The 20435-nt window shown below is 63.7% G+C and carries 17 protein-coding genes; 14 read left to right on the top strand and 3 right to left on the bottom strand.

Annotated elements, in window-relative coordinates:
- Positions 1–3: 3 nt before the first annotated feature.
- Entirely contained in the window at positions 4–1227 is a 1224-nt protein-coding gene (locus tag D6Z43_RS19520) for a CaiB/BaiF CoA-transferase family protein (RefSeq protein WP_120653725.1), read from the bottom strand.
- Positions 1228–1290: 63 nt separating this feature from the next.
- On the bottom strand, positions 1291–2472 hold the full coding sequence (locus D6Z43_RS19525; protein WP_120653726.1) for an acyl-CoA dehydrogenase: 1182 nt from the start codon (positions 2470–2472) through the stop codon (positions 1291–1293).
- A gap of 192 nt (positions 2473–2664) precedes the next feature.
- Here D6Z43_RS19525 and D6Z43_RS19530 point away from each other — a divergent pair, with 192 nt between their 5' ends.
- The 13 genes from D6Z43_RS19530 (at position 2665) to D6Z43_RS19590 (ending at position 18815) form a co-directional block, all read left to right on the top strand.
- Positions 2665–3573: a LysR family transcriptional regulator gene (locus D6Z43_RS19530; protein WP_120653727.1), complete on the top strand. Its 909-nt coding sequence runs from the start codon at positions 2665–2667 to the stop codon at positions 3571–3573.
- Between the two features lie 188 nt (positions 3574–3761).
- Positions 3762–5528 carry a DUF1302 domain-containing protein gene (locus tag D6Z43_RS19535; protein ID WP_120653728.1) on the top strand — a complete coding sequence of 589 codons (1767 nt, stop codon included), beginning with the start codon at positions 3762–3764 and terminating at the stop codon, positions 5526–5528.
- Positions 5529–5545: 17 nt separating this feature from the next.
- A complete protein-coding gene (locus tag D6Z43_RS19540) occupies positions 5546–6913 on the top strand; it encodes a DUF1329 domain-containing protein (RefSeq protein ID WP_120653729.1) in 1368 nt (455 codons plus the stop codon).
- Between the two features lie 158 nt (positions 6914–7071).
- A complete protein-coding gene (locus tag D6Z43_RS27975) occupies positions 7072–9591 on the top strand; it encodes a LuxR C-terminal-related transcriptional regulator (protein WP_162945856.1) in 2520 nt (839 codons plus the stop codon).
- A gap of 620 nt (positions 9592–10211) precedes the next feature.
- Entirely contained in the window at positions 10212–11333 is a 1122-nt protein-coding gene (locus D6Z43_RS19550; protein ID WP_120653730.1) for a Re/Si-specific NAD(P)(+) transhydrogenase subunit alpha, read from the top strand.
- A 12-nt stretch (positions 11334–11345) separates the two neighbouring features.
- Positions 11346–11660, top strand: coding sequence for an NAD(P) transhydrogenase subunit alpha (locus D6Z43_RS19555; protein ID WP_016490057.1), 315 nt, complete (start codon positions 11346–11348; stop codon positions 11658–11660).
- Between the two features lie 2 nt (positions 11661–11662).
- Positions 11663–13099 (top strand): NAD(P)(+) transhydrogenase (Re/Si-specific) subunit beta, encoded by a 1437-nt coding sequence (locus D6Z43_RS19560; protein ID WP_120653731.1) that lies wholly within the window; start codon positions 11663–11665, stop codon positions 13097–13099.
- A 244-nt stretch (positions 13100–13343) separates the two neighbouring features.
- The gene (locus tag D6Z43_RS19565; protein ID WP_120653732.1) at positions 13344–14837 is read left to right on the top strand and encodes an acetyl-CoA hydrolase/transferase family protein; all 1494 of its coding nucleotides are present in this window, start codon (positions 13344–13346) and stop codon (positions 14835–14837) included.
- Between the two features lie 329 nt (positions 14838–15166).
- A complete protein-coding gene (locus D6Z43_RS19570; RefSeq protein ID WP_028627123.1) occupies positions 15167–15382 on the top strand; it encodes a DUF1127 domain-containing protein in 216 nt (71 codons plus the stop codon).
- A gap of 335 nt (positions 15383–15717) precedes the next feature.
- The gene (locus D6Z43_RS19575) at positions 15718–15927 is read left to right on the top strand and encodes a DUF1127 domain-containing protein (RefSeq protein WP_120653733.1); all 210 of its coding nucleotides are present in this window, start codon (positions 15718–15720) and stop codon (positions 15925–15927) included.
- 105 nt (positions 15928–16032) lie between these two features.
- The gene (locus D6Z43_RS19580; RefSeq protein ID WP_120653734.1) at positions 16033–16350 is read left to right on the top strand and encodes a DUF2388 domain-containing protein; all 318 of its coding nucleotides are present in this window, start codon (positions 16033–16035) and stop codon (positions 16348–16350) included.
- 166 nt (positions 16351–16516) lie between these two features.
- Complete coding sequence (locus D6Z43_RS19585) at positions 16517–16837, top strand: DUF2388 domain-containing protein (protein ID WP_120653735.1); 321 nt, start codon at positions 16517–16519, stop codon at positions 16835–16837.
- 37 nt (positions 16838–16874) lie between these two features.
- The gene (locus tag D6Z43_RS19590; RefSeq protein ID WP_256661043.1) at positions 16875–18815 is read left to right on the top strand and encodes a DUF4105 domain-containing protein; all 1941 of its coding nucleotides are present in this window, start codon (positions 16875–16877) and stop codon (positions 18813–18815) included.
- 118 nt (positions 18816–18933) lie between these two features.
- Here D6Z43_RS19590 and D6Z43_RS19595 read toward each other — a convergent pair whose 3' ends face one another.
- Positions 18934–19335, bottom strand: coding sequence for a GFA family protein (locus D6Z43_RS19595; RefSeq protein ID WP_120653736.1), 402 nt, complete (start codon positions 19333–19335; stop codon positions 18934–18936).
- A 102-nt stretch (positions 19336–19437) separates the two neighbouring features.
- Here D6Z43_RS19595 and D6Z43_RS19600 point away from each other — a divergent pair, with 102 nt between their 5' ends.
- Positions 19438–20346 carry an AEC family transporter gene (locus D6Z43_RS19600; protein WP_120653737.1) on the top strand — a complete coding sequence of 303 codons (909 nt, stop codon included), beginning with the start codon at positions 19438–19440 and terminating at the stop codon, positions 20344–20346.
- The last annotated feature ends 89 nt before the right edge of the window (positions 20347–20435 follow it).

Raw genomic sequence — 20435 nt, forward strand, 5'->3', positions numbered from 1 at the left:
CGGTTAGATAACTTCCTCCTTGCGTAGGGCCTCCACCTGTTCCGCCGCCAAGCCCAGTACGCGCTGCAGCACTTCCTGAGTGTGCTCGCCGAGAAGGGGTGGAGGCATGCGGTATTCCACAGGCGTTTCGGAAAGGCGCAATGGACTGGCAACTTGGGGGACGACACCTGCCAAGGGATGTTCTAGTTCGACACGAAGACCACGCGCTAGAACTTGGGGATCGGAGAAGACTGCCGCCAGGTCGTTGATTGGCCCACAGGGAACACCGACTTCTTCCAGTGCGCTGACCCACTGAGCCGTCGTCTTGAAGACAGTGGCCTGGCGAATGAGCGGAATCAGCTCGGCGCGATGTGCCACGCGAGCCTTGTTGGTTGAAAAACGCGAGTCGTCCGCCCACTCCCGATGACCGGCGACCTCGCAAAACTTTCGGAACTGGCTGTCGTTACCCACGGTGAGAATGAAGTCCCCATCCGCAGTCGGGAAGTCCTGATAGGGCACGATGTTCGGGTGGGCATTACCCAGACGCTTGGGCGGATTGCCCGTGGTCAGGTAGTTCATCGCCTGGTTGGCGAGGCAGGCCACTTGTACGTCGAGCAAGGCCATGTCGATGTGTTGGCCCTTGCCGCTGATATCCCGGGAGGACAGTGCAGCCAGCATCGCCACCGAGGAATAGAGCCCGGTGAGAATGTCGGTTAGCGCTACACCCACCTTGACCGGACCGGCACCATCTTCCTGATCGGAGCGGCCGGTAATGCTCATCAACCCGCCCAAACCCTGGATCATGAAGTCGTAGCCGGCACGCTTGGCATAGGGGCCAAACTGGCCAAACCCGGTGATCGAGCAATAGATGAGGCGTGGGTTGATGGCTTTCAGCGACTCATAGTCCAGCCCGTAGGCCGCCAAGCCGCCTACCTTGAAGTTCTCAATGAGAATGTCGGACTTTGCCGCCAGTTCACGAACCAGCTTCTGGCCTTCGGGGCGCGTGAAGTCGACAGTAATCGACTGCTTGTTGCGGTTGGCCGAAAGAAAGTAAGCCGCTTCACTGGTGTCCCGGCCATCGGCTCCCTTGAGGAAGGGCGGCCCCCAGGCACGGGTGTCATCACCGGAGCCTGGTCGTTCGACCTTGATTACCTCGGCCCCCAGGTCCGCGAGGATCTGGCCGGACCAGGGTCCGGCCAACACGCGAGAGAGATCGAGCACACGGATATGGGAGAGAGCGCCAGCCATGGTGTCACCTGAGTTCGTGAAGGGACTCGGGCCTCTCTATATATAGAGAGGCCCGGCCTGAGGTCAGAAGAACGCCTGGATGCCAGTCTGTGCACGGCCAAGGATCAGCGCGTGGACGTCGTGGGTCCCTTCATAGGTGTTCACCACTTCCAAGTTGACCAGGTGACGGGCCACGCCGAACTCGTCGGAGATGCCATTACCGCCAAGCATGTCGCGGGCCATACGAGCGATGTCCAGCGCCTTGCCACAGGAGTTGCGTTTCATGATCGAGGTGATTTCCACCGCGGCGGTGCCTTCATCCTTCATCCGACCAAGGCGCAGGCAGCCTTGCAGTGCCAGGGTGATCTCGGTCTGCATGTCGGCCAGCTTCTTCTGGATCAGCTGGTTGGCGGCAAGCGGGCGACCGAACTGGTTACGGTCCAGCACGTACTGGCGCGCGGTGTGCCAGCAGGCTTCGGCGGCACCCAGGGCGCCCCAGGAGATGCCATAGCGAGCGGAGTTCAGGCAGGTGAACGGACCACGCAGGCCACGCACATCCGGGAAGGCGTTCTCTTCCGGTACGAAGACGTTGTCCATCACGATCTCACCGGTAATGGAAGCGCGCAGACCGACCTTGCCGTGAATCGCCGGAGCGGACAGGCCCTGCCAGCCCTTCTCGAGTACGAAGCCGCGGATCTCGCCGGCATCATCCTTGGCCCAGACGACGAAGACGTCGGCGATCGGGCTGTTGGTGATCCACATCTTGTTGCCGGTCAGGCGGTAGCCGCCATCGACCTTCTTGGCGCGGGTGATCATCGAACCCGGATCGGAACCGTGGTTCGGCTCAGTCAGGCCGAAGCAGCCGATGTATTCGCCGCTGGCCAGTTTCGGCAGGTACTTCTGCTTGGTGGCTTCATTGCCGAACTCGTTGATCGGCACCATCACCAGGGAAGACTGCACGCTCATCATCGAGCGGTAGCCGGAGTCGATGCGCTCGACCTCACGGGCAATCAGGCCGTAGCACACATAGTTCAGGCCACTGCCGCCGTAGGCCTCCGGGATGGTTGCGCCGAGCAGGCCGGTCTCGCCCATCTCGCGGAAGATCGCCGGATCGGTCTGCTCATGGCGGAAGGCTTCCAGCACACGCGGTGCCAGCTTGTCGGCGGCGAACTGCTGGGCACTGTCACGCACCATGCGCTCTTCTTCGGTGAGTTGCTGATCCAGCAGCAGCGGGTCGATCCAGTTGAAGCTTGCTTTGGCGGCCATGGGGAGTGTCCTCGGTAAGCGGAGTTCAGGGGCGGGCCATCGCGGGCCACTGCCTTATTAGTGTTGACGCATCCTAGACAGCCTAGGTCGGATCAGACAAACGAGGATTTCGCATGCTGTTGTGCTAATTTCTCACTCCGAAAAGCCAAAGCACCCTATTTCAAGCCATCACTTGTGATGCAGAGGTACAGTATGCGTCGGAAGATCCCCAGCACTGCCGCCCTGGTCGCCTTCGAATCCGCTGCCCGCCATCAGAGTTTCACCAAGGCCGCCGATGAGCTGGCACTGACCCAGAGTGCAATCTGTCGTCAGGTCGCAGGACTGGAGGAATTCCTGGGACTGGAGCTGTTCCGGCGCTCCCGGCGTGGCGTGAAGCTCACTGAAGCCGGCCTGGCCTATTCCCGTCGCATCGCCGCCCAGCTCGATGCGGTGGAGCGCGACACCCTCGCGGTAATGGGCCAGCAGGGCGCGATGACGGTGGAGCTGGCCATCGTGCCGACGTTCGGTACCCAGTGGCTGGTTCCCAGGCTGAAGGGCTTCCAGCGCCTGCACCCGGAGGTAACGGTCAACCTGACCAACCGCACCCGCCCCTTCCTCTTCGCCGACACTGATTTCGATGCCGCTCTCTACTTTGGCGATGCCGAATGGTCAGGCACTCGCGCCGATTTCCTGATGCACGAACACTCGGTTCCGGTGTGCAGCCCGGCCTTGCTTGAAGGACACGGCAGCCTGGAACCCGATGCCATCGCCCGCCTGCCCCTGTTGCAGCAGACTACGCGCCCCTATGCATGGCGCCAGTGGTTCAGCTCCCAGGGTATGAATGTCGCCCGCGATCTCAGCGGCCCGCGCTACGAGCTTTTCTCGATGCTTGCCCAGGCCGCCATGCATGAAATGGGGGTGGCGCTGATCCCACCCTTCCTGATCCAGCGCGAACTGGCCGACGGTCGCCTGGTAATTGCCCATCCCCACAGTTTCCGCAGCGACAAGGCCTATTACCTGATCATTCCCGAGCGCAAGCTCGAATCCGCCGCCCTCGGCGCCTTCCGCGACTGGCTGGTTGAAGCCGCCCGTACGTATCGAAGCGGGGCCGGTCTGGAGTGAGCTGTAACCACCAGTAGCACCGACCAACCATCTCCCGCACGTCGAACGACCTAAAGCCCTTCCCTGCCCCTCGCACAGCGTCCGCATCACCCACTCGGGTGATGGATGAAATCGCCCGTTCAGGCAGTTATGGCGGGAGGTAGCGCTGATTAGCATGAGGCCTCCCAAGACCCGCTCTGGAGAGCCGCATGACAACAAGAACAATGCGCGGAATCTTCCGGCCGCACACGCTGGCCGCCGCCATCGCCCTGGGCTGCAGCGCCCAGGCCTCTGCCATCACATTCAACATTGGTGAAATCGAAGCCCAGTTCGACTCCTCCCTCTCGGTCGGCGCCAGTTGGGCAGTGCGCTCACCGGACCCGGAATTCATCTCCACCGCCAGCGGTGGCGAGGCACTTTCGCGTACCTCGGACGACGGCCGCCTGAACTTCAAGAAAGGGGAGACTTTCTCGAAGATCTTCAAGGGCATTCACGACCTGGAGCTGAAATACGGCGATACCGGCGTCTTCCTTCGCGGCAAGTACTGGTATGACTTCGAGCTGAAGGACGAACACCGACTCTTCTACGACATCGACGACCACAACCGCAAAGAGGGCGCCAAGTCCTCCGGTGCGCAGCTGCTCGATGCCTTCCTCTATCACAACTACAACCTGGGCGACCTGCCGGGGAGCTTCCGTGTCGGCAAGCAGGTGGTGAGCTGGGGTGAAAGCACCTTCATCGGCAACAGCATCAACTCGATCAACCCGATCGACGTGGCCGCCTTCCGCCGTCCCGGCGCCGAGATCAAGGAAGGCCTCATCCCGGTCAACATGATCTATGTGTCGCAGAGCCTGACCGACAGCCTCTCCGCCGAGGCCTTCTATCAACTGGAATGGGACCAGACGGTGGCCGACAACTGCGGCACCTTCTTCTCCACCTCGGACGTGGTGGCCGATGGTTGCGTCGACCGCCTGGTAGTCAACGGCCCCGATCTGCCGCCCGGCGTTTCAACCAACACCGGCGCCACGCTCTACATCCCCCGCGCCGGAGACCGTGACGCCCGGGACAGTGGCCAATTCGGCGTCGCCCTGCGCTGGTTCGTGCCGGAGATGAACGATACCGAGTTCGGCGCCTACGCGATGAACTACCACAGCCGCGGCCCGATCTTCAGCACCATACGCACCCGAACGCCAAGCGCGGCGATCATTCCCGGCGCCCCCGGCGCGCGCTACTTCATCGAGTACCCGGAAGACATCCGCCTCTATGGCCTGAGCTTCCAGACCAACGTCGAAGGCACTTCGCTGGCCGGCGAAGTCAGCTTCCGGCCGAACATGCCATTGCAGCTCAACAGTACCGACCTCTCCTTCGCCGCCCTTGGCGTGCCCAACTCACCAATCTTCGAAAGCGGCCATTCCCGCAATCGTGCAGGTGAAGAGCTGCATGGATATGTGCGTAAACCGGTTACCCAGGCCCAGGTCACTGCCACCCAGTTCATCGACCAGGTCATGGGCGCAAGCCGTCTGACCCTGGTAGGCGAGGTGGGCTACAACCACATCGGCGGCCTGAATGACGACATCGGCGAACTGCGCTACGGCCGCGACCCCATCTACGGCCCCGGCCAGCTGTCCTCCCGGGCCGTGTGCCTGGCGCTCACCGCCGCCAGCCCCCAGCAACGCGAGTGCAACGACAAGGGTTTCTACACCAGCAGCTCCTGGGGCTACCGCGCCCGCGCCAGCCTTGAGTACAGCAACGTCATCGCCGGTATCAACCTGACCCCGAGCGTCGCCTGGTCTCACGACGTCGACGGCTACGGCCCGAACTTCAACGAAGGCTCCAAGGCCATCAGCGTCGGCCTCAATGCCGAGTACGCGAACACCTATACCGCCAGCCTGTCGTACACCGACTTCTTCGGCGGCCACTACAACGTGACCACTGACCGCGACTTCGTCGCCCTCAGCTTCGGCCTCAACTTCTGATCACAAGGATTCCCGCAATGAAGAGAAGCATCCTGCAAAGTGGCGTCCTGGTCCTCAGCCTGCTCGCCGCCAACGTCATGGCCGCCGTCAGCCAGGAAGAGGCAGCGCAGCTCGGCAACAGCCTCACTCCGCTGGGCGCGGAGAAAGTCGGCAATGCCGATGGCAGCATTCCGGCCTGGACCGGTGGCCTGCCCACCAACGCTGCAGTGGTCGACGCCAACGGCTTCGTCGGCAACCCCTATGCCAGCGAGCAGCCGCTGTTCACCATCACTGCCGCCAACGCCGAGCAGTACAAGGACAAGCTGTCCCCCGGGCAGATGGCGATGTTCAAGCGCTACGCCAGCACCTACAAGATTCCGGTCTACCCCAGCCATCGCAGCGCCGCCGCGCCCCAGGCGATCTACGACGCGGCGAAGCAGAGCGCCATCAATACGCAGCCGGTGGATGGCGGCAACGGCTTGTCCAACTTCGCCGACAGCCACTACTACGCGTTCCCGATTCCCAAAGATGGCGTGCAGGTCCTGTGGAACCACATCACCCGCTACCGGGGCGGCAACGCCCGGCGCCTGGTGGTCCAGGCCACGCCGCAAACCAACGGTTCCTTCACGCCGGTGCAGTTCCAGGACGAGGTCGCCTTCCCCGCGGACATGAACGAGCTGGACAAGGCGAAGTCGGCCAACGTGCTGCTCTACTTCAAGCAGCGCGTGCTGGCACCATCGCGCCTCGCCGGTAACGTACTGCTGGTCCACGAGACCATCGACCAGGTCAAGGAACCGCGTCTGGCCTGGCTCTACAACGCCGGCCAGCGCCGCGTGCGTCGTGCCCCGCAGGTCGCCTACGACGGTCCGGGCACCGCCGCCGACGGCATGCGCACTGCCGACAACTTCGACATGTTCTCCGGTGCACCGGATCGCTACGACTGGAAGCTGATCGGCAAGAAGGAGATGTACATCCCCTACAACAGCTACAAACTGGAATCGCCCAATCTCAAGTACAAGGAGATCATCCAGCCGGGCCACCTGAACCAGGACCTGACGCGCTACGAGCTGCACCGTGTGTGGGAAGTGGTCGCCACCCTGAAACCCAACGAGCGGCACATCTACGCCAAGCGTCACTACTTCATCGACGAAGATAGCTGGCAGATCGCCTATGCCGATCATTACGACGGCCGCGGCCAGCTCTGGCGCGTAGGTGAAGGTCATGCCAGCTACCACTACCAGCGCCAGGTCAGCACCTACGCGGTGGAGGCTCTCTACGACATCATCGCCGGACGCTACATCGCTCTCGGGCTGAAGAACGAAGAGAAGCACGGCATCGAGTTCGGATTCGCCGCCACCGGCGCCGACTACACCCCCGCCGCCCTGCGCAACGCAGGCATCCGCTGAGCACTTCGGACGCCCCGCCAAGCGGGGCGTCCGTTTCCTGCCCATGCCCGTTATGGCGCTGCATAAGCGCTGTCCATGCTGCTTCTAGCCCACCGATTGGCCAACTAGTCTGCGAGGGTCCGGTTCATCCATAACAACAACGCAGTGAGAACCGCCCCATGCCCCGCTCCGGCCAGACATCGCCTGTCCTTCCGTCTCGCCTGCCGCGACTGCCGCCGGCCCACGTTCCACGCCCCAGGCTGGTCGACAGCCTAGCCGCCCAAGATGCCCAGCTGCGCCTACTCTGCGCTCCCGCCGGCTTCGGCAAGAGCGTCCTGCTCAACGAATTCCTCCGTGCCCAGACCGAACCCGGCCTGATCATCTGGATCAACCTCGCCGGCCAACCACTTACCCCGGAACAGCTGCTCGCCGAGCTCGCCACCGAACTCGGCGAAGGTGTTCCCGCGCTGCCTGCCGCCCAGGCACTGCAACAACTGCTGGCCCATCGCGGCGAATGCACCTGGCTGGTCCTGGACGACTACCCGGGCCATCCGCCGGCCGGCCTCGATGACTGCATCGACCAACTCCTCGCTCGCGCCCTGCCGGGACTACGCCTCCTGGTCAGCGTGCGCCAGCGTCCAGCCTGGAACCTTCCGCGCCTGCTGCTGGCGGGCGAGCTGCTGGAACTGGACGCACCCCAACTGGCGCTCGATCGCCAGCAACACGAGCAACTGGTGGATCAGCTCGCACCGCAGACCAGCGCCGCCCTGCGCGAGGAGCTCTGGCAAGAAACCGAAGGCTGGTGCGCCGGTGTACGCCTGCACCTGTCCGGCAAGGCACCGTCCAGCGCCAGTGGCAATCACTGCTGGCTCAAGGAATACCTGGACCACGAACTGCTTAACCGCCTGAGCCCGGAAGAAGCGGCCTGTCTGTTCGCCCTGGCACACCTGCCGAAGGTTTCCGCCGAGCTTTGCCAGCACCTCTGGGAGGACAGCGACGGCGCCGAGCTCTTCGAGCGTCTGCTGGCGCGCCAAGCCTTCTGCATGCCCCTGGACGAACACGGCACTTGGTACCGGGTGCTCCCCGCCGTAGCACGCACCCTGCGCAACCGCATCAGCGAAGCGGCAGCTACACGCCTGCATCTCAGCGCCTGTCGCATGTTCATCGCCGCCGGCCAGGTGGAAGACGCAATCGAACAGGCGCTCTGCGCTGGCCAGCCGGAAGCGGCGGCCAACTACCTGGAACGCCTCGGCCAGGAATGGCTGACCGGCGAACAGCACCTGGCCCACCTCCTGGAATGGCGTGCGCGCCTTCCCGCCGCGCTGCTGGAGAGCACCCCGCGCCTGCTCAGCCTGAACGCCTGGGGACTGCTGATTTCCTGGCGCCTGGACGAAGCCGAAGCCTGCATCACCAAGCTCGGCCACTTCCTGCCGCAGCCAACCGCCCTGCGCAACCGCAAGTTGCTGGCCAACAGTCAGGCCCTGCATGGCGTGCTCGCGGCCCTGCGCAGCCAGGACATAACCAGTGCGCGGCAACACTGCCGCGAGGCCCTGGCACACCTGCCCGAGCACGACTGGATGCCCATTCTGTTCTGCTACTCCAGCCTGGCGCGGGTGGCCATGGCCAGTGGTGCTCCCGAGGATGCACCGCAATATCTGCACAAGGCCCTGGAGATTGCCCGCCGCCACGGCAGCCTGCTCTTCGAAGTGCTGATCAACCTCGACCGCATTCGTCTGCTCCTTCTGCGCGGCGAGTTCGGCCGCGCGCAGACTCTGCTGCAGCAGAGTTTCGCGTTGATCGGCCAGCGCAAGCAGGTCGACAGCCTGATGCTCGGGCGCCTGTATCTGATCCAGGCCGAGCTGCACCTGGTCGCCGACCGCCTGGACGACGCCGAGCGCACCTTGCATGCAGGCCTGGAGCAGGCCCAGGGCTGTCTCGACCCTTTCGCCTTGCACGGTTTCCTCGGCCTCGCGGAGCTCCGTGCCCGCCGCGGGCAGTTCGACCAGTCCTATCAGGAACTGCGCGAGGCCGAACGGCAGATGCATTGCCGCCAGGTCTGGCGCTACGCATACAGCGGCGTGTTGAACCTGCAAGGCATGCGTGTGCTTGCGCGCCAAGGCCGCTGGGATCGAATCGAACCTGTCGCCCTGCGCATTCAGCGCTACTTCGTCGGCGACTGCGCTTGGATGGCGCCACTCGACTACCCCACCCTACCCCTGCGTAATCAATTGCTGCTGGCTCGTGCGCAACTGGAGTCCGGTCGCGCCGAGCAGGCCGAAGCCCTGCTGCAGCCATTGCTGGAGCGCTGTCAGGCGCTCCAGTTCGCGCCATTGGCTTGCGAAGTACGCCTGGCCCTGGCCGCCGCCTGGCGCGCGCTCGACCGCGCCGACGCGGGCTCGCTGCAACGCCAGGCATTGGAACAGGCCGAACGCCTGGGTATGCATGGGCTGCTGCGCGACTATCCGCGCTGTGACAACGCAGCGACCATCGACGGCGACCCGGTGAGCCTGCTCAGCCAGCGCGAGCGCGCCGTGCTGCAGCTGCTGGCCGAGGGCTTTTCCAACCAGGAGATCGGCGGCTACCTGTTCATCTCGGTCAATACGGTGAAAACCCATACCAAGAAGATCAACAGCAAACTCGGCGTGAAACGCCGTACCCAGGCAGTGATGCGCGCCAAGACCCTCGGTTTGCTGGTGTGAGCCCCCCGGTAGCGTGCGCCGCGCGCATCGGAACCCCGCTGGTGCGCATAGTGCCCCCTACGGCCAGCCCCAGGGTCTGGACTGACGACCCCGCGACAATATGGCGCAGCCCGCGAGGCGACTGGCCTGTGCGCGGACTACGCTTCTCCTGGAAAACAGCAAAAATCCAATTCCTGACTCTGTAGTCAACCATTCTAAAAAACTACAGAACGCCCATTTTCCGCAGCCTTATGGCAACTATTAAAAAGTCTGATTAACAGTGCTCCAGCCATTAACGGCAGGATGTTGCGGACTGAAAGCCCGTACTGACGCTGCTTTGATGGAAAGTCATTCAGGACCGGGATACGACTCGACCCTGTCTCGACCGACCAAACGACCTCCTCACTTAGGGTGACGGGGCCTGGAACAGAAACCAGGGGCAGGTGGTCGCAATGTGACTTGTAGTTATTTTATCGTTTGACTCCAGAACTGCTTGAAGGCCTTGCGGTTCCGATTGCAGAATGCCGCGCCACCAAGGTTTCGGCCGTTGCGGTACCAGGCTGTTGAAAGGCGGATTCGCCTCGCCAGAGCACCACACGCAGTGCACTGGTTCACCAGATCGATCACGCAGGAGATTTGAAGTGCACATCGGTGTTCCTCTCGAAACCCACGCCGGGGAGACGCGGGTTGCCGCGACACCCGAGACCATCAAGAAGCTGGTGAGCCAAGGCCACCAGGTGACGGTGCAAAGCGGTGCCGGCGTCAGCGCCAGCATCCCGGACAGCGCCTTCGAAGCCGCTGGCGCCACCATCGGCAACGACTCTGCTGCCTTCGGCGCCGACCTGGTGTTGAAAGTGGTCGCCCCGACCGAGGGCGAGTTGGCGCACATGCGCGCTGGCGCCGTACTGGTTGGCATGCTCAACCCCTTCAGCAACGAAGTCATCGCGCGCATGAACGCTCGTGGCATCACTGCCTTCGCCCTCGAAGCCGCGCCGCGTACCTCCCGCGCCCAGAGCCTCGACGTGCTGTCGTCCCAGGCCAACATCGCCGGCTACAAGTCCGTGCTGCTGGCGGCCCACCACTATCCGCGCTTCATGCCGATGCTGATGACCGCTGCCGGTACCGTGAAGGCCGCGCGCATCCTCATCCTCGGCGCCGGTGTGGCAGGCCTGCAGGCCATCGCCACCGCCAAGCGCCTGGGTGCTGTGATCGAGGCTTCCGACGTACGTCCGGCGGTGAAGGAACAGATCGAGTCCCTCGGCGCCAAGTTCGTCGATGTTCCCTTCGAGACCGATGAAGAGCGCGAATGCGCCCAGGGTGTCGGCGGTTACGCCCGCCCGATGCCGGCTTCCTGGATGGAACGCCAGGCCAAGGCCGTGCACGAACGCGCCAAGCAATCCGACATCGTCATCACCACCGCGCTGATCCCGGGCCGCAAGGCGCCGACCCTGCTCCACGAGGCCACCGTCGCCGAAATGAAGCCGGGCTCCGTGGTCATCGACCTGGCAGCCGCCCAGGGCGGCAACTGCCCGCTGACCGAAGCTGACCAGGTCGTGATCAAGCACGGCGTGACCATCGTCGGCCACAGCAATCTGGCCGCCATGGTGCCGGCGGACGCCTCCGCCCTCTATGCGCGCAACCTGCTGGACTTCCTCAAGCTGGTCATCGACAAGGACGGCCAGTTCCATCTCAACCTCGAAGACGACATCGTCGCCGCGTGCCTGATGTGCCGCGACGGCCAGGTCGTCCGTAACAACGGCTAAGGGGAAGCGGACATGGATCTGATTTCAGACGGCATCTACAACCTGATCATCTTCGTGCTGGCCATCTATGTCGGCTACCACGTGGTGTGGAACGTCACCCCTGCCCTGCACACCCCGCTGATGGCCGTGACCAACGCCATCTCGGCGATCGTGATCGTCGGCGCCATGCTGGCCGCCGCCCTCACCGTCACCCCGCTGGGCAAGGCCATGGGCACCCTGGCCGTGGCACTGGCCGCGGTCAACGTCTTCGGTGGCTTCCTCGTCACCCGACGCATGCTGGAAATGTTCAAGAAGAAAGCGCCGAAAGCGCAGGCGGAGAAGCACTGACCATGAGCATGAACCTGATCACTGTTCTCTACCTCGTCGCCTCGGTGTGCTTCATCCAGGCGCTCAAGGGCCTGTCGCACCCGACTTCGTCGCGTCGCGGCAACCTGTTCGGCATGGTCGGCATGGCCATCGCCGTGCTCACCACTGTCGGCCTCATCTATAAGCTCGGCGCCGAGCTGGCCACCCAGGGCATCGGCTACGTGATCGTCGGCCTGCTGGTCGGCGGCACCGCCGGTTCGATCATGGCCAAGCGCGTCGAAATGACCAAGATGCCGGAGCTGGTTGCCTTCATGCACAGCATGATCGGCCTCGCCGCGGTGTTCATCGCCATCGCCGCCGTGGTCGAGCCGCAGTCGCTCGGCATCGTGGCTGCCCTGGGAGACGCCATCCCGGCCGGTAACCGCCTGGAACTGTTCCTCGGCGCAGCCATCGGTGCCGTCACCTTCTCCGGTTCGGTAATCGCCTTCGGGAAGCTGTCCGGCAAGTACAAGTTCCGCCTGTTCCAGGGTGCCCCGGTGCAGTTCGCCGGCCAGCACAAGCTGAACCTGGTGGTCGGCCTGGCCATCATCGGTCTGGGCCTGTACTTCACCTTCACTGGCAACATCGCAGCCTTCGCCCTGCTGGTGGCGCTCGCCTTCGTCATCGGCGTGCTGATCATCATCCCGATCGGCGGCGCCGACATGCCGGTGGTGGTGTCGATGCTGAACAGCTACTCGGGCTGGGCCGCAGCTGGTATCGGCTTCTCGCTGAACAACTCGATGCTGATCATCGCCGGCTCCCTCGTGGGCTCCTCGGGCGCGATCCTCTCCTACATCATGTGCAAGGCGATGAACCGCTCCTTCTTCAACGTCATCCTCGGTGGCTTTGGTGCCGAAGCTGACGCTGGTGCCTCGAGCGGCAGCAAGGAACAGCGTCCGGTGAAGTCCGGTTCGTCCGACGACGCCGCCTTCCTGCTGACCAACGCCGACAGCGTGATCATCGTCCCCGGCTACGGCCTGGCGGTGGCCCGTGCCCAGCACGCGCTGATGGAGCTGTCCGAGAAGCTGAGCCACCGTGGCGTGAACGTGAAGTACGCGATCCACCCGGTTGCCGGCCGTATGCCGGGCCACATGAACGTCCTGCTGGCCGAGGCCGAAGTGCCGTACGAGCAGGTGTTCGAGATGGAAGACATCAACTCCGAGTTCGGCCAGGCCGACGTGGTACTGGTGCTCGGTGCCAACGACGTGGTCAACCCGGCCGCGAAGAACGATCCGAAGTCGCCCATCGCCGGCATGCCGATTCTGGAAGCCTTCAAGGCCAAGACCATCATCGTGAACAAGCGTTCCATGGCCAGCGGCTACGCCGGCCTGGACAACGAACTGTTCTACATGGACAAGACCATGATGGTGTTTGGCGATGCCAAGAAGGTGATCGAGGACATGGTCAAGGCTGTCGACTGATCCTGTTCCGCGATATCAGGAACCCCGGCCTTGTGCCGGGGTTTTTGTTTACCTGGCGCATACCTTTTTGTGGGAGCGAATTCATTCGCGAATGAATTCGCTCCCACAAGGATTAACACGGCTCGGCAAGCGAACCGACAAAAGGCCCTGAATAGAGCCATCTCTTCGACCTTGGTATAGAAGTCGGGCGCCCCGCCAGCCCCTAGACTGCGCGGCTCCTACCCCGTTGCCCGAGGTTTTCCCGATGTACTCTGATCGCGTGCGCCTGTCCTCCCTGCTGGGCAAGGTGATGAGTGCGGCCGAGGCCGCTGCCCTGATCGAAGACGGCATGACCGTTGGCATGAGCGGCTTCACCCGTGCCGGTGAAGCCAAGGCCGTGCCGCAGGCGCTGGCCGTGCGCGCCAAGGAGCAGCCCCTGCGGATCAGCCTGATGACCGGCGCGAGCCTCGGCAACGACCTCGACAAGCAGCTCACCGAAGCCGGTGTGCTCGCCCGGCGCATGCCGTTCCAGGTGGACGGCACCCTGCGCAAGGCGATCAACGCCGGCGAGGTGATGTTCATCGACCAGCACCTGTCGGAAACCGTCGAGCAGCTGCGCAACCACCAGCTCAAGCTGCCGGACATCGCAGTCATCGAAGCTGTGGCCATTACCGAAGAAGGCCACATCGTGCCGACCACTTCCGTGGGCAACTCCGCCAGCTTTGCGATCTTCGCCAAGCGCGTGATCGTCGAGATCAACCTGGCGCACAACCCCAACCTGGAGGGCCTGCACGACATCTATATCCCGACCTACCGGCCGACCCGCACACCCATTCCGCTGACCCGCGTGGACGACCGCATCGGTGGCACCGCAATTCCGATCGACCCGGCGAAAATCGCCGCCATCGTCATCACCGAACAGCCGGATTCCCTGTCCACCGTGCTGCCGCCGGATCACGAAACCCAGGCCATCGCCGACCACCTGATCGACTTTTTCAAGCGTGAAGTGGAAGCCGGGCGCATGAGCAACAACCTGGCGCCGCTGCAGGCCGGCATCGGCAGCATCGCCAACGCCGTGATGTGCGGCCTGATCGAGTCGCCCTTCCAGGACCTCACCATGTATTCCGAGGTGCTGCAGGACTCCACCTTCGACCTGATCGACGCCGGTAAGCTGCGCTTTGCCTCCGGCAGCTCCATCACGCTGTCCGCGCGCCGCAACAGCGATGTCTTCGGCAACCTGGAGCGCTACAAGGACAAGCTGGTACTGCGCCCGCAAGAAATCTCCAACCACCCGGAAGTGGTAAGGCGCCTGGGAATAATCGGCATCAACACCGCGCTCGAGTTCGACATCTACGGCAACGTCAATTCGACCCACGTGGGCGGCACGAAAATGATGAACGGTATCGGCGGCTCCGGCGATTTCGCCCGCAACGCCCACCTCGCCATCTTCGTCACCAAGTCCATCGCCAAGGGCGGTGCCATTTCCAGCGTGGTGCCCATGGTCAGCCATGTGGACCACACCGAGCACGATGTGGACATCCTCGTCACCGAGCAGGGGCTGGCCGACTTGCGTGGCCTGGCGCCCCGCGAGCGTGCGCGGGCGATCATCGACAACTGTGTGCACCCGGATTTCCGTCAACCGCTACAGAACTACTTCAGCGCGGCTTGCGCCAAGGGCGGCCATACCCCACATCTGCTGCGCGAAGCCATGTCCTGGCATATCAATCTGGAAGAAACCGGGCGGATGCTGGCCAACTGATCTGGTATGAGCAAAACAGTTATGGGCTTGTAACCTTTGATTCTGACAAAAAGGTCAAAAAACAGTTTCTAAAAAACCGGAACTGTACCGTTCAAAAAGCCTGCCTTTCGTTTATTACACAGGAAAAACTACGGTTTCCCGTTGGATCACGAGCGATTCAACGGGATACCCATACAGTTGCGCTCAATTTCAGCAAAACAGTTGATAAGCATGCTAATAAAGACCAACACAATTTAGAGCAACTGTGACTACAGTCGCGGCTGTTCCGGGTAGATCATAGGCACCAGTTGATAACCAAGCCCCGTCACAAGCGGGAAGGACCTGCCGCCATGGAACGTACCCTCAGTTCCGACCTGATTTTCGAAAGCGCCGAACAATCCCCGAAATCCTCGTGGGCCCTGCGCACTATCTCCACCCTGCTGCTGTGGCAGCGCCGCATCGCCAGCCGTCATCAACTGGCCATGCTGGACCACCGCCTGCTGGCTGACGCTGGCATCAGCGAAGCCCAGCGCGAAGCCGAACTGAACAAGCCCTTCTGGCGCTAAGCAGTTCACCGGGCCAAGCGGCCCGACAGCAACACCCCAGACAGAACCCGTCGCCGCCCGCGACGGGTTTCGTCGTTTCTGGACCCTGGAATTTTCAATTTTTGCCGGGTGCGCCATGCGCGGCAGTGCAGGAATGTCAGTCTGTACATCGCGCCCTACGCTCGGCCCTTCAGTGGTTTCGACACAGCTGACGCGAATCAGACCAATACAGTTCACAACAAGAGCAATCTGATGCAGCACAATTCAATCTCACTGTGACTGCACAGTTTTCCTGCGGGACGTGATCATGTCATTCCATAACCCATCCCCGCCCTGCCGCGGGAAGGACAAGCGCCATGGACCGCACCCTCACTGCCTCCGCCCAGTTCCAGACCATCAGCCCGCGTACGCATTGGTACCTGCGACTGTTCGCTACCATCGCCCTGTGGCGGCGCAACGCCCGCACGCGGCACCAGCTCGCGCAGCTGGATTCCCGAGCGCTGGCAGATGTGGGTATCAGTCCGAGCGACCGCTATCAGGAACTGGAGCGCCCCTTCTGGCGCTAGCACACGCACCTGGCCAGTACTGGCCCGCAAGCTTCACTTTGACTAGGCTTTCCCCCAGCCGGCAGCGCTTCTCGTGCTGCCGCACTGGTCTAAAAGGAGCCCCCCATGACCTCACTTCGCCTGCTCAGTGCCGCAGCCCTGCTGGCGCTCGCCACCAGCGCATCCGCTACCAGCTTCGTGGTGACCACTGACGCCGTGGTTGGCGCCATCAAGGCCACCTCGGATGCCACCTCGGACATCACCTCTTCCTTCAACGACGACAAGATCGTGCTCGCCGCGCGTGAAGACGCTGCCAGCTTCGTCGCCAGCGACGGTGACATCCGCGGGGCCCGGCTGGAGGCCGCGTTCAAGCACATCCGTGGCCTGCAACCCCAACTGGCTGCTAGCGACCTACAACTGGCCCAGGCCATTCTCACCCTCTGACCCCGCCTTCCGGGCCGTGCACTGCGCGGCCCTTTGGGCTGCATGCCCCGCAGCGCTTGGCCCTCACCCGCCCATTCCGCTAACCTTCGCGCCCTGTGCCCGCGGCAGAGAACTGCCGTAGGGTATTTCCGTCCAATACCTTAGAAATTTCCTTCGGAGAGCTTCCATGCGCCGCTCGCTGTCTGTCGCAGCCATCGCCCTTTCCCTCGTAGCCGGTGCCGCCCAGGCCCAGACCCTGGTGGCGACCAGCAACATCATCGTCCGCGCGCTGGAGCGCACTCTCGACTTCACCTCAGACACCACGACTTCGATCCGCGACATGAAAGTGGTCGTGGCCGCCCGCGACGACGCCGCCAGCTTCGTCGCCAGCGCCGGTGAGATTCGTGGCGCCCAGCTCGAGGCCGCTTTCGCCGCCCTGCGCGATCAGTTCCCGCAAGCCCGCGAGGCCAGCGATCTGGCGCTGGCGGAAACCATCGTCGCCCTCTGACCTACGCGAGCATCAGCCCCTGAACACCTGGTTGCGCCTGATCGGCCTGGGCGTCCTGCTATTGGCGGGCACTGCCCAGGCCGAGTTGCGCCTGTTGCTGGATGACGAGGGACTTACCACGGCTCAGCGTCAGGCCAGCCAGCAGCTTCTCGATGAAGCTCTCGCAGCCCTGCCACCGACCTTCGTCCACCGACTGGACCGGGACGTTACCGTGGGTTGGAGCGATGACCTGCCCGAGAACGGTTACGGCCGCGCGACACGTTTCGATGCCCTGGTGCTCAACCGCGACCTGTTGACCGGCCTCACCGACGGCACAGCGGCCACGCAGAAGACCGCTCGCGTTCACGGAACGGTGCGCCGCGAAATGCTCGCCACCGTGCTTCACGAGCTGACGCACATCTACGACCGCGCCCGCCTCTGGTCCCCCGCCGAGAAGACGCAACAGTTCCGCTGTCGCAACCAGGCTTCCAGCAACGGCCGTATAGGCCTGCCTGGCGACTGCCGGGGTCAGACCGAGCGCCGCTTCACCTTGAGCGACGATCCGCGCCTTCTCGACCTTGCCGGCTGGCCGCAGTACGTCGGCAAGCGCGGTCAGCGCGAGCAGGAAAACCACCAAGTGGCGCGAAGCCCGGATATCTACGAGCTGAAGAACGCCCGCGAGTTCGTTGCCGTGAACATGGAGTACTTCCTCCTCGATCCGGCCTACGCCTGCCGCCGCCCGGCGCTATACCGCTATTACCGCGAACATTTCGGCTGGGGCCCTGAACTGCAGGCCCCCTGCAACGACGGCTACGCCTACCTCAATGCCGGCCGCGACTTCGGCAAGCAGCCCCTGGGCAAACTCGACCCGGACCGGGTCTACGAAGTCGACTACCTGTTCGCCGAGGCCAACCAGAACTGGGTCAGCCGCTGGGGCCACAGCATGCTGCGCCTGGTGATCTGCGCCCCCGGCCGACCGCGCGGGCCGGACTGCCGCCTCGACCTCGACCAGCATCTGGTGCTGTCCTACCGCGCCTTCGTCGGGGACGTGCAGCTATCGAGCTGGGACGGCCTCACCGGCGCCTATCCCTCGCGCCTGTTCGTGCTGCCGCTGCATCAGGTGATCGAGGAATACACCAAGGTGGAGCTGCGCAGCCTCGCCTCGGTGCCGCTCAAGCTCAGCCGCGAGGAAGTAGAAGCCCTGGTGGAGCGCGCTGCCGAGATGCACTGGAGCTACGACGGCGACTACTGGTTCCTCTCCAATAACTGCGCGGTAGAAACGCTCAAGCTGCTGCGCAGCGGTACTGACCACCCGGCGCTGCGTGATCTCGACAGCATCATGCCCAACGGCCTGCTCAAGCTGCTGGAGGGGCGTGGAGTGGCCGACCGCACGCCACTGGACGATCCCAAGGAAGCGCTACGCCTGGGGTATCGCTTCGATTCCTTCCGCGACCGCTACCAGGCCATGTTCAAGATCCTTCGCGAGCGCCTGAAGGTGCCCCAGGAAGAGGTCGAGGACTGGCTTCAACTCACCGCCGAGCAACGCCGGCCCTGGTTCGACAAGGCCGACCTGCGCGCCAGCGCCGCCCTGCTCCTGCTGGAACAGGCCGCCCAGCGCCGCCAACTCTTGCTGGCCCAGGACGAGCTCAAGCGCAATTACCTCAGCTCCCGCGAGCAGGCCGGGCAAACCCGCTTCGCCAAGGCCGGCGGCACCCTGGAGCAAATGCTCGCCAACAGCGGATTCCTCAGCCGCCCGGCTGAGCTGCTGCAGGGTGGTTACGGCCTGCCGCAGAGTGCGGAGTGGCAGCGCCTGGAATCCGAAAGCAGCACCCGCCAGCAGACCATGCGCAAACTCAGCGACGACCTCGACCGCGAAGTTCGCAGCCTGCTGGAGCCCCAGCGCATGGCTGAGCTGAACGCCACCGAGGCCAACCTCAAGGCCATCGGTGCGCACCTGCGCCAATTGCACAAGGACGCCGGAGGGCTCGTGCTTCCCTGAGCCTTTGTAGCTAGCAGAGTGGAGCCCAACGATCCTGCACTCGGGCCGTCGGGTTTCGCGGAGCCCTACCCAACCTACGAATTGATTGAAATCCCTTTACGTAGGGTACGGCCTCGATTCACAACTGTTCCTCATCCTCCTCCGGCAACTGCGGGTCCAGATGCAGCCAGGGCAAGCGGCTGCTCACCCAGATGTGCCGATCCGCCGGAACGGCCTCCGGATGGTCCAGGGTGGCGATGGTGAGGTCCAGGGTGCTGGGACTGAGGCTGGTAAGCAGCGCCAACTGGCTGCTGCAATGCGGACAGAAGTATCGGATGCAGGTCGCAGATGAGGTGTACTCGGCTGGTGTTCCGGTCGTCCAGCGGAAGCTCGCCAGTGGTACGGTCGCCCAAGTTGTGACTATGCCGCCGGTAGTGCGCCGGCAGATCGAGCAATGGCAATGGGCGACATCGCGCAGCGGTGCTTCAACGACGTAGCGCAGCTGCCCGCAATGACAGCCGCCGGTATGGTGTTCGGCCATGGGGTTCTCCGGCTTGAGCTCTGCCTTTCACCCTAGCAGGCGGTTGCATGCCACCGAGCCGGAACTGAAGATAGAGCGTCCCCAGCTGACCCGGATGTCGCCGTGCTGACCCTTCTCGAAGCCCTCTGGCCGCTCTTTGCCCTGATCGTCGGCGGCTACCTGCTACGCCGCTGGGACTTTCCCGGCGAAGTCTTCTGGCCCGCAGCCGAGCGCCTGAACTACTTCATCCTGTTCCCCGCCCTGCTCTTCAGCAGCCTGGCCACAGCGCCGCTCGACAACCCGGCACTGCCACGCCTTGCCCTGGCGGTTTTCCTCGGCCTCGGGGCCGGTTGGGCCGCCCTGCTTCTGGCGCGGCGCCTGCTGGGCTGGCCGACGACGCGCTTCGGCGCGATCACCCAGGGCATCCTGCGCTTCAACACCTATCTCGGCCTCGCGGCCATCGGCAGCCTCTACGGCAAGGACGGCCTGGCGATGGCCGCGCTGATGCTGGCGCTGATGGTTCCCACGGTGAACCTGATGTCGGTCTGGGCCCTGACCGCAGAGCACGGCGTGAGCCTGCGCGGCCTGTTGCTGCCAATGGGGAAGAACCCGCTGATCCTCGCCTGCCTGGCCGGTGCCCTGGTCAATCTCGCCGGGTTCGGCCTGCCCGGCGGCACCGACCGCCTGCTAAACCTGTTGGCGGTAGCCAGCCTGCCGCTGGGCCTGCTCTGCGTCGGCGCCGCGCTGCGTCCGCAGGAGCTGGCCGGTGAAGTTCCGGCCCTGGCCTGGAACTGCGCCTTGCGCCTGCTGGCCATGCCCGTACTCGCCTTCGCAGTGGCCCGCCTGCTCGACCTGCCCGCCATGGAAAGCAGCATCCTGGTACTGTTCTTCGCCCTGCCCACCGCACCCACGGCCTATGTGCTGACCCGCCAGCTCGGCGGCGACAGCCATCTTATGGCCGGCATCATTACCCTGCAGACCCTGCTCGCCGCGGGCAGCCTGTTGCTGGTGATGCGCACGCTAGCCAGCTGACGCCCCGGCAGTCTGGCCGCCGTTCGTCGACAAATCGCTACGTAATCGGCTCCGATCACCGCCGAAAGCTGGCTGAAAGGTTGCGCGCT

The sequence above is a fragment of the Pseudomonas sp. DY-1 genome (assembly GCF_003626975.1).
In the GTDB taxonomy this organism is placed as follows: Bacteria; Pseudomonadota; Gammaproteobacteria; order Pseudomonadales; family Pseudomonadaceae; genus Metapseudomonas.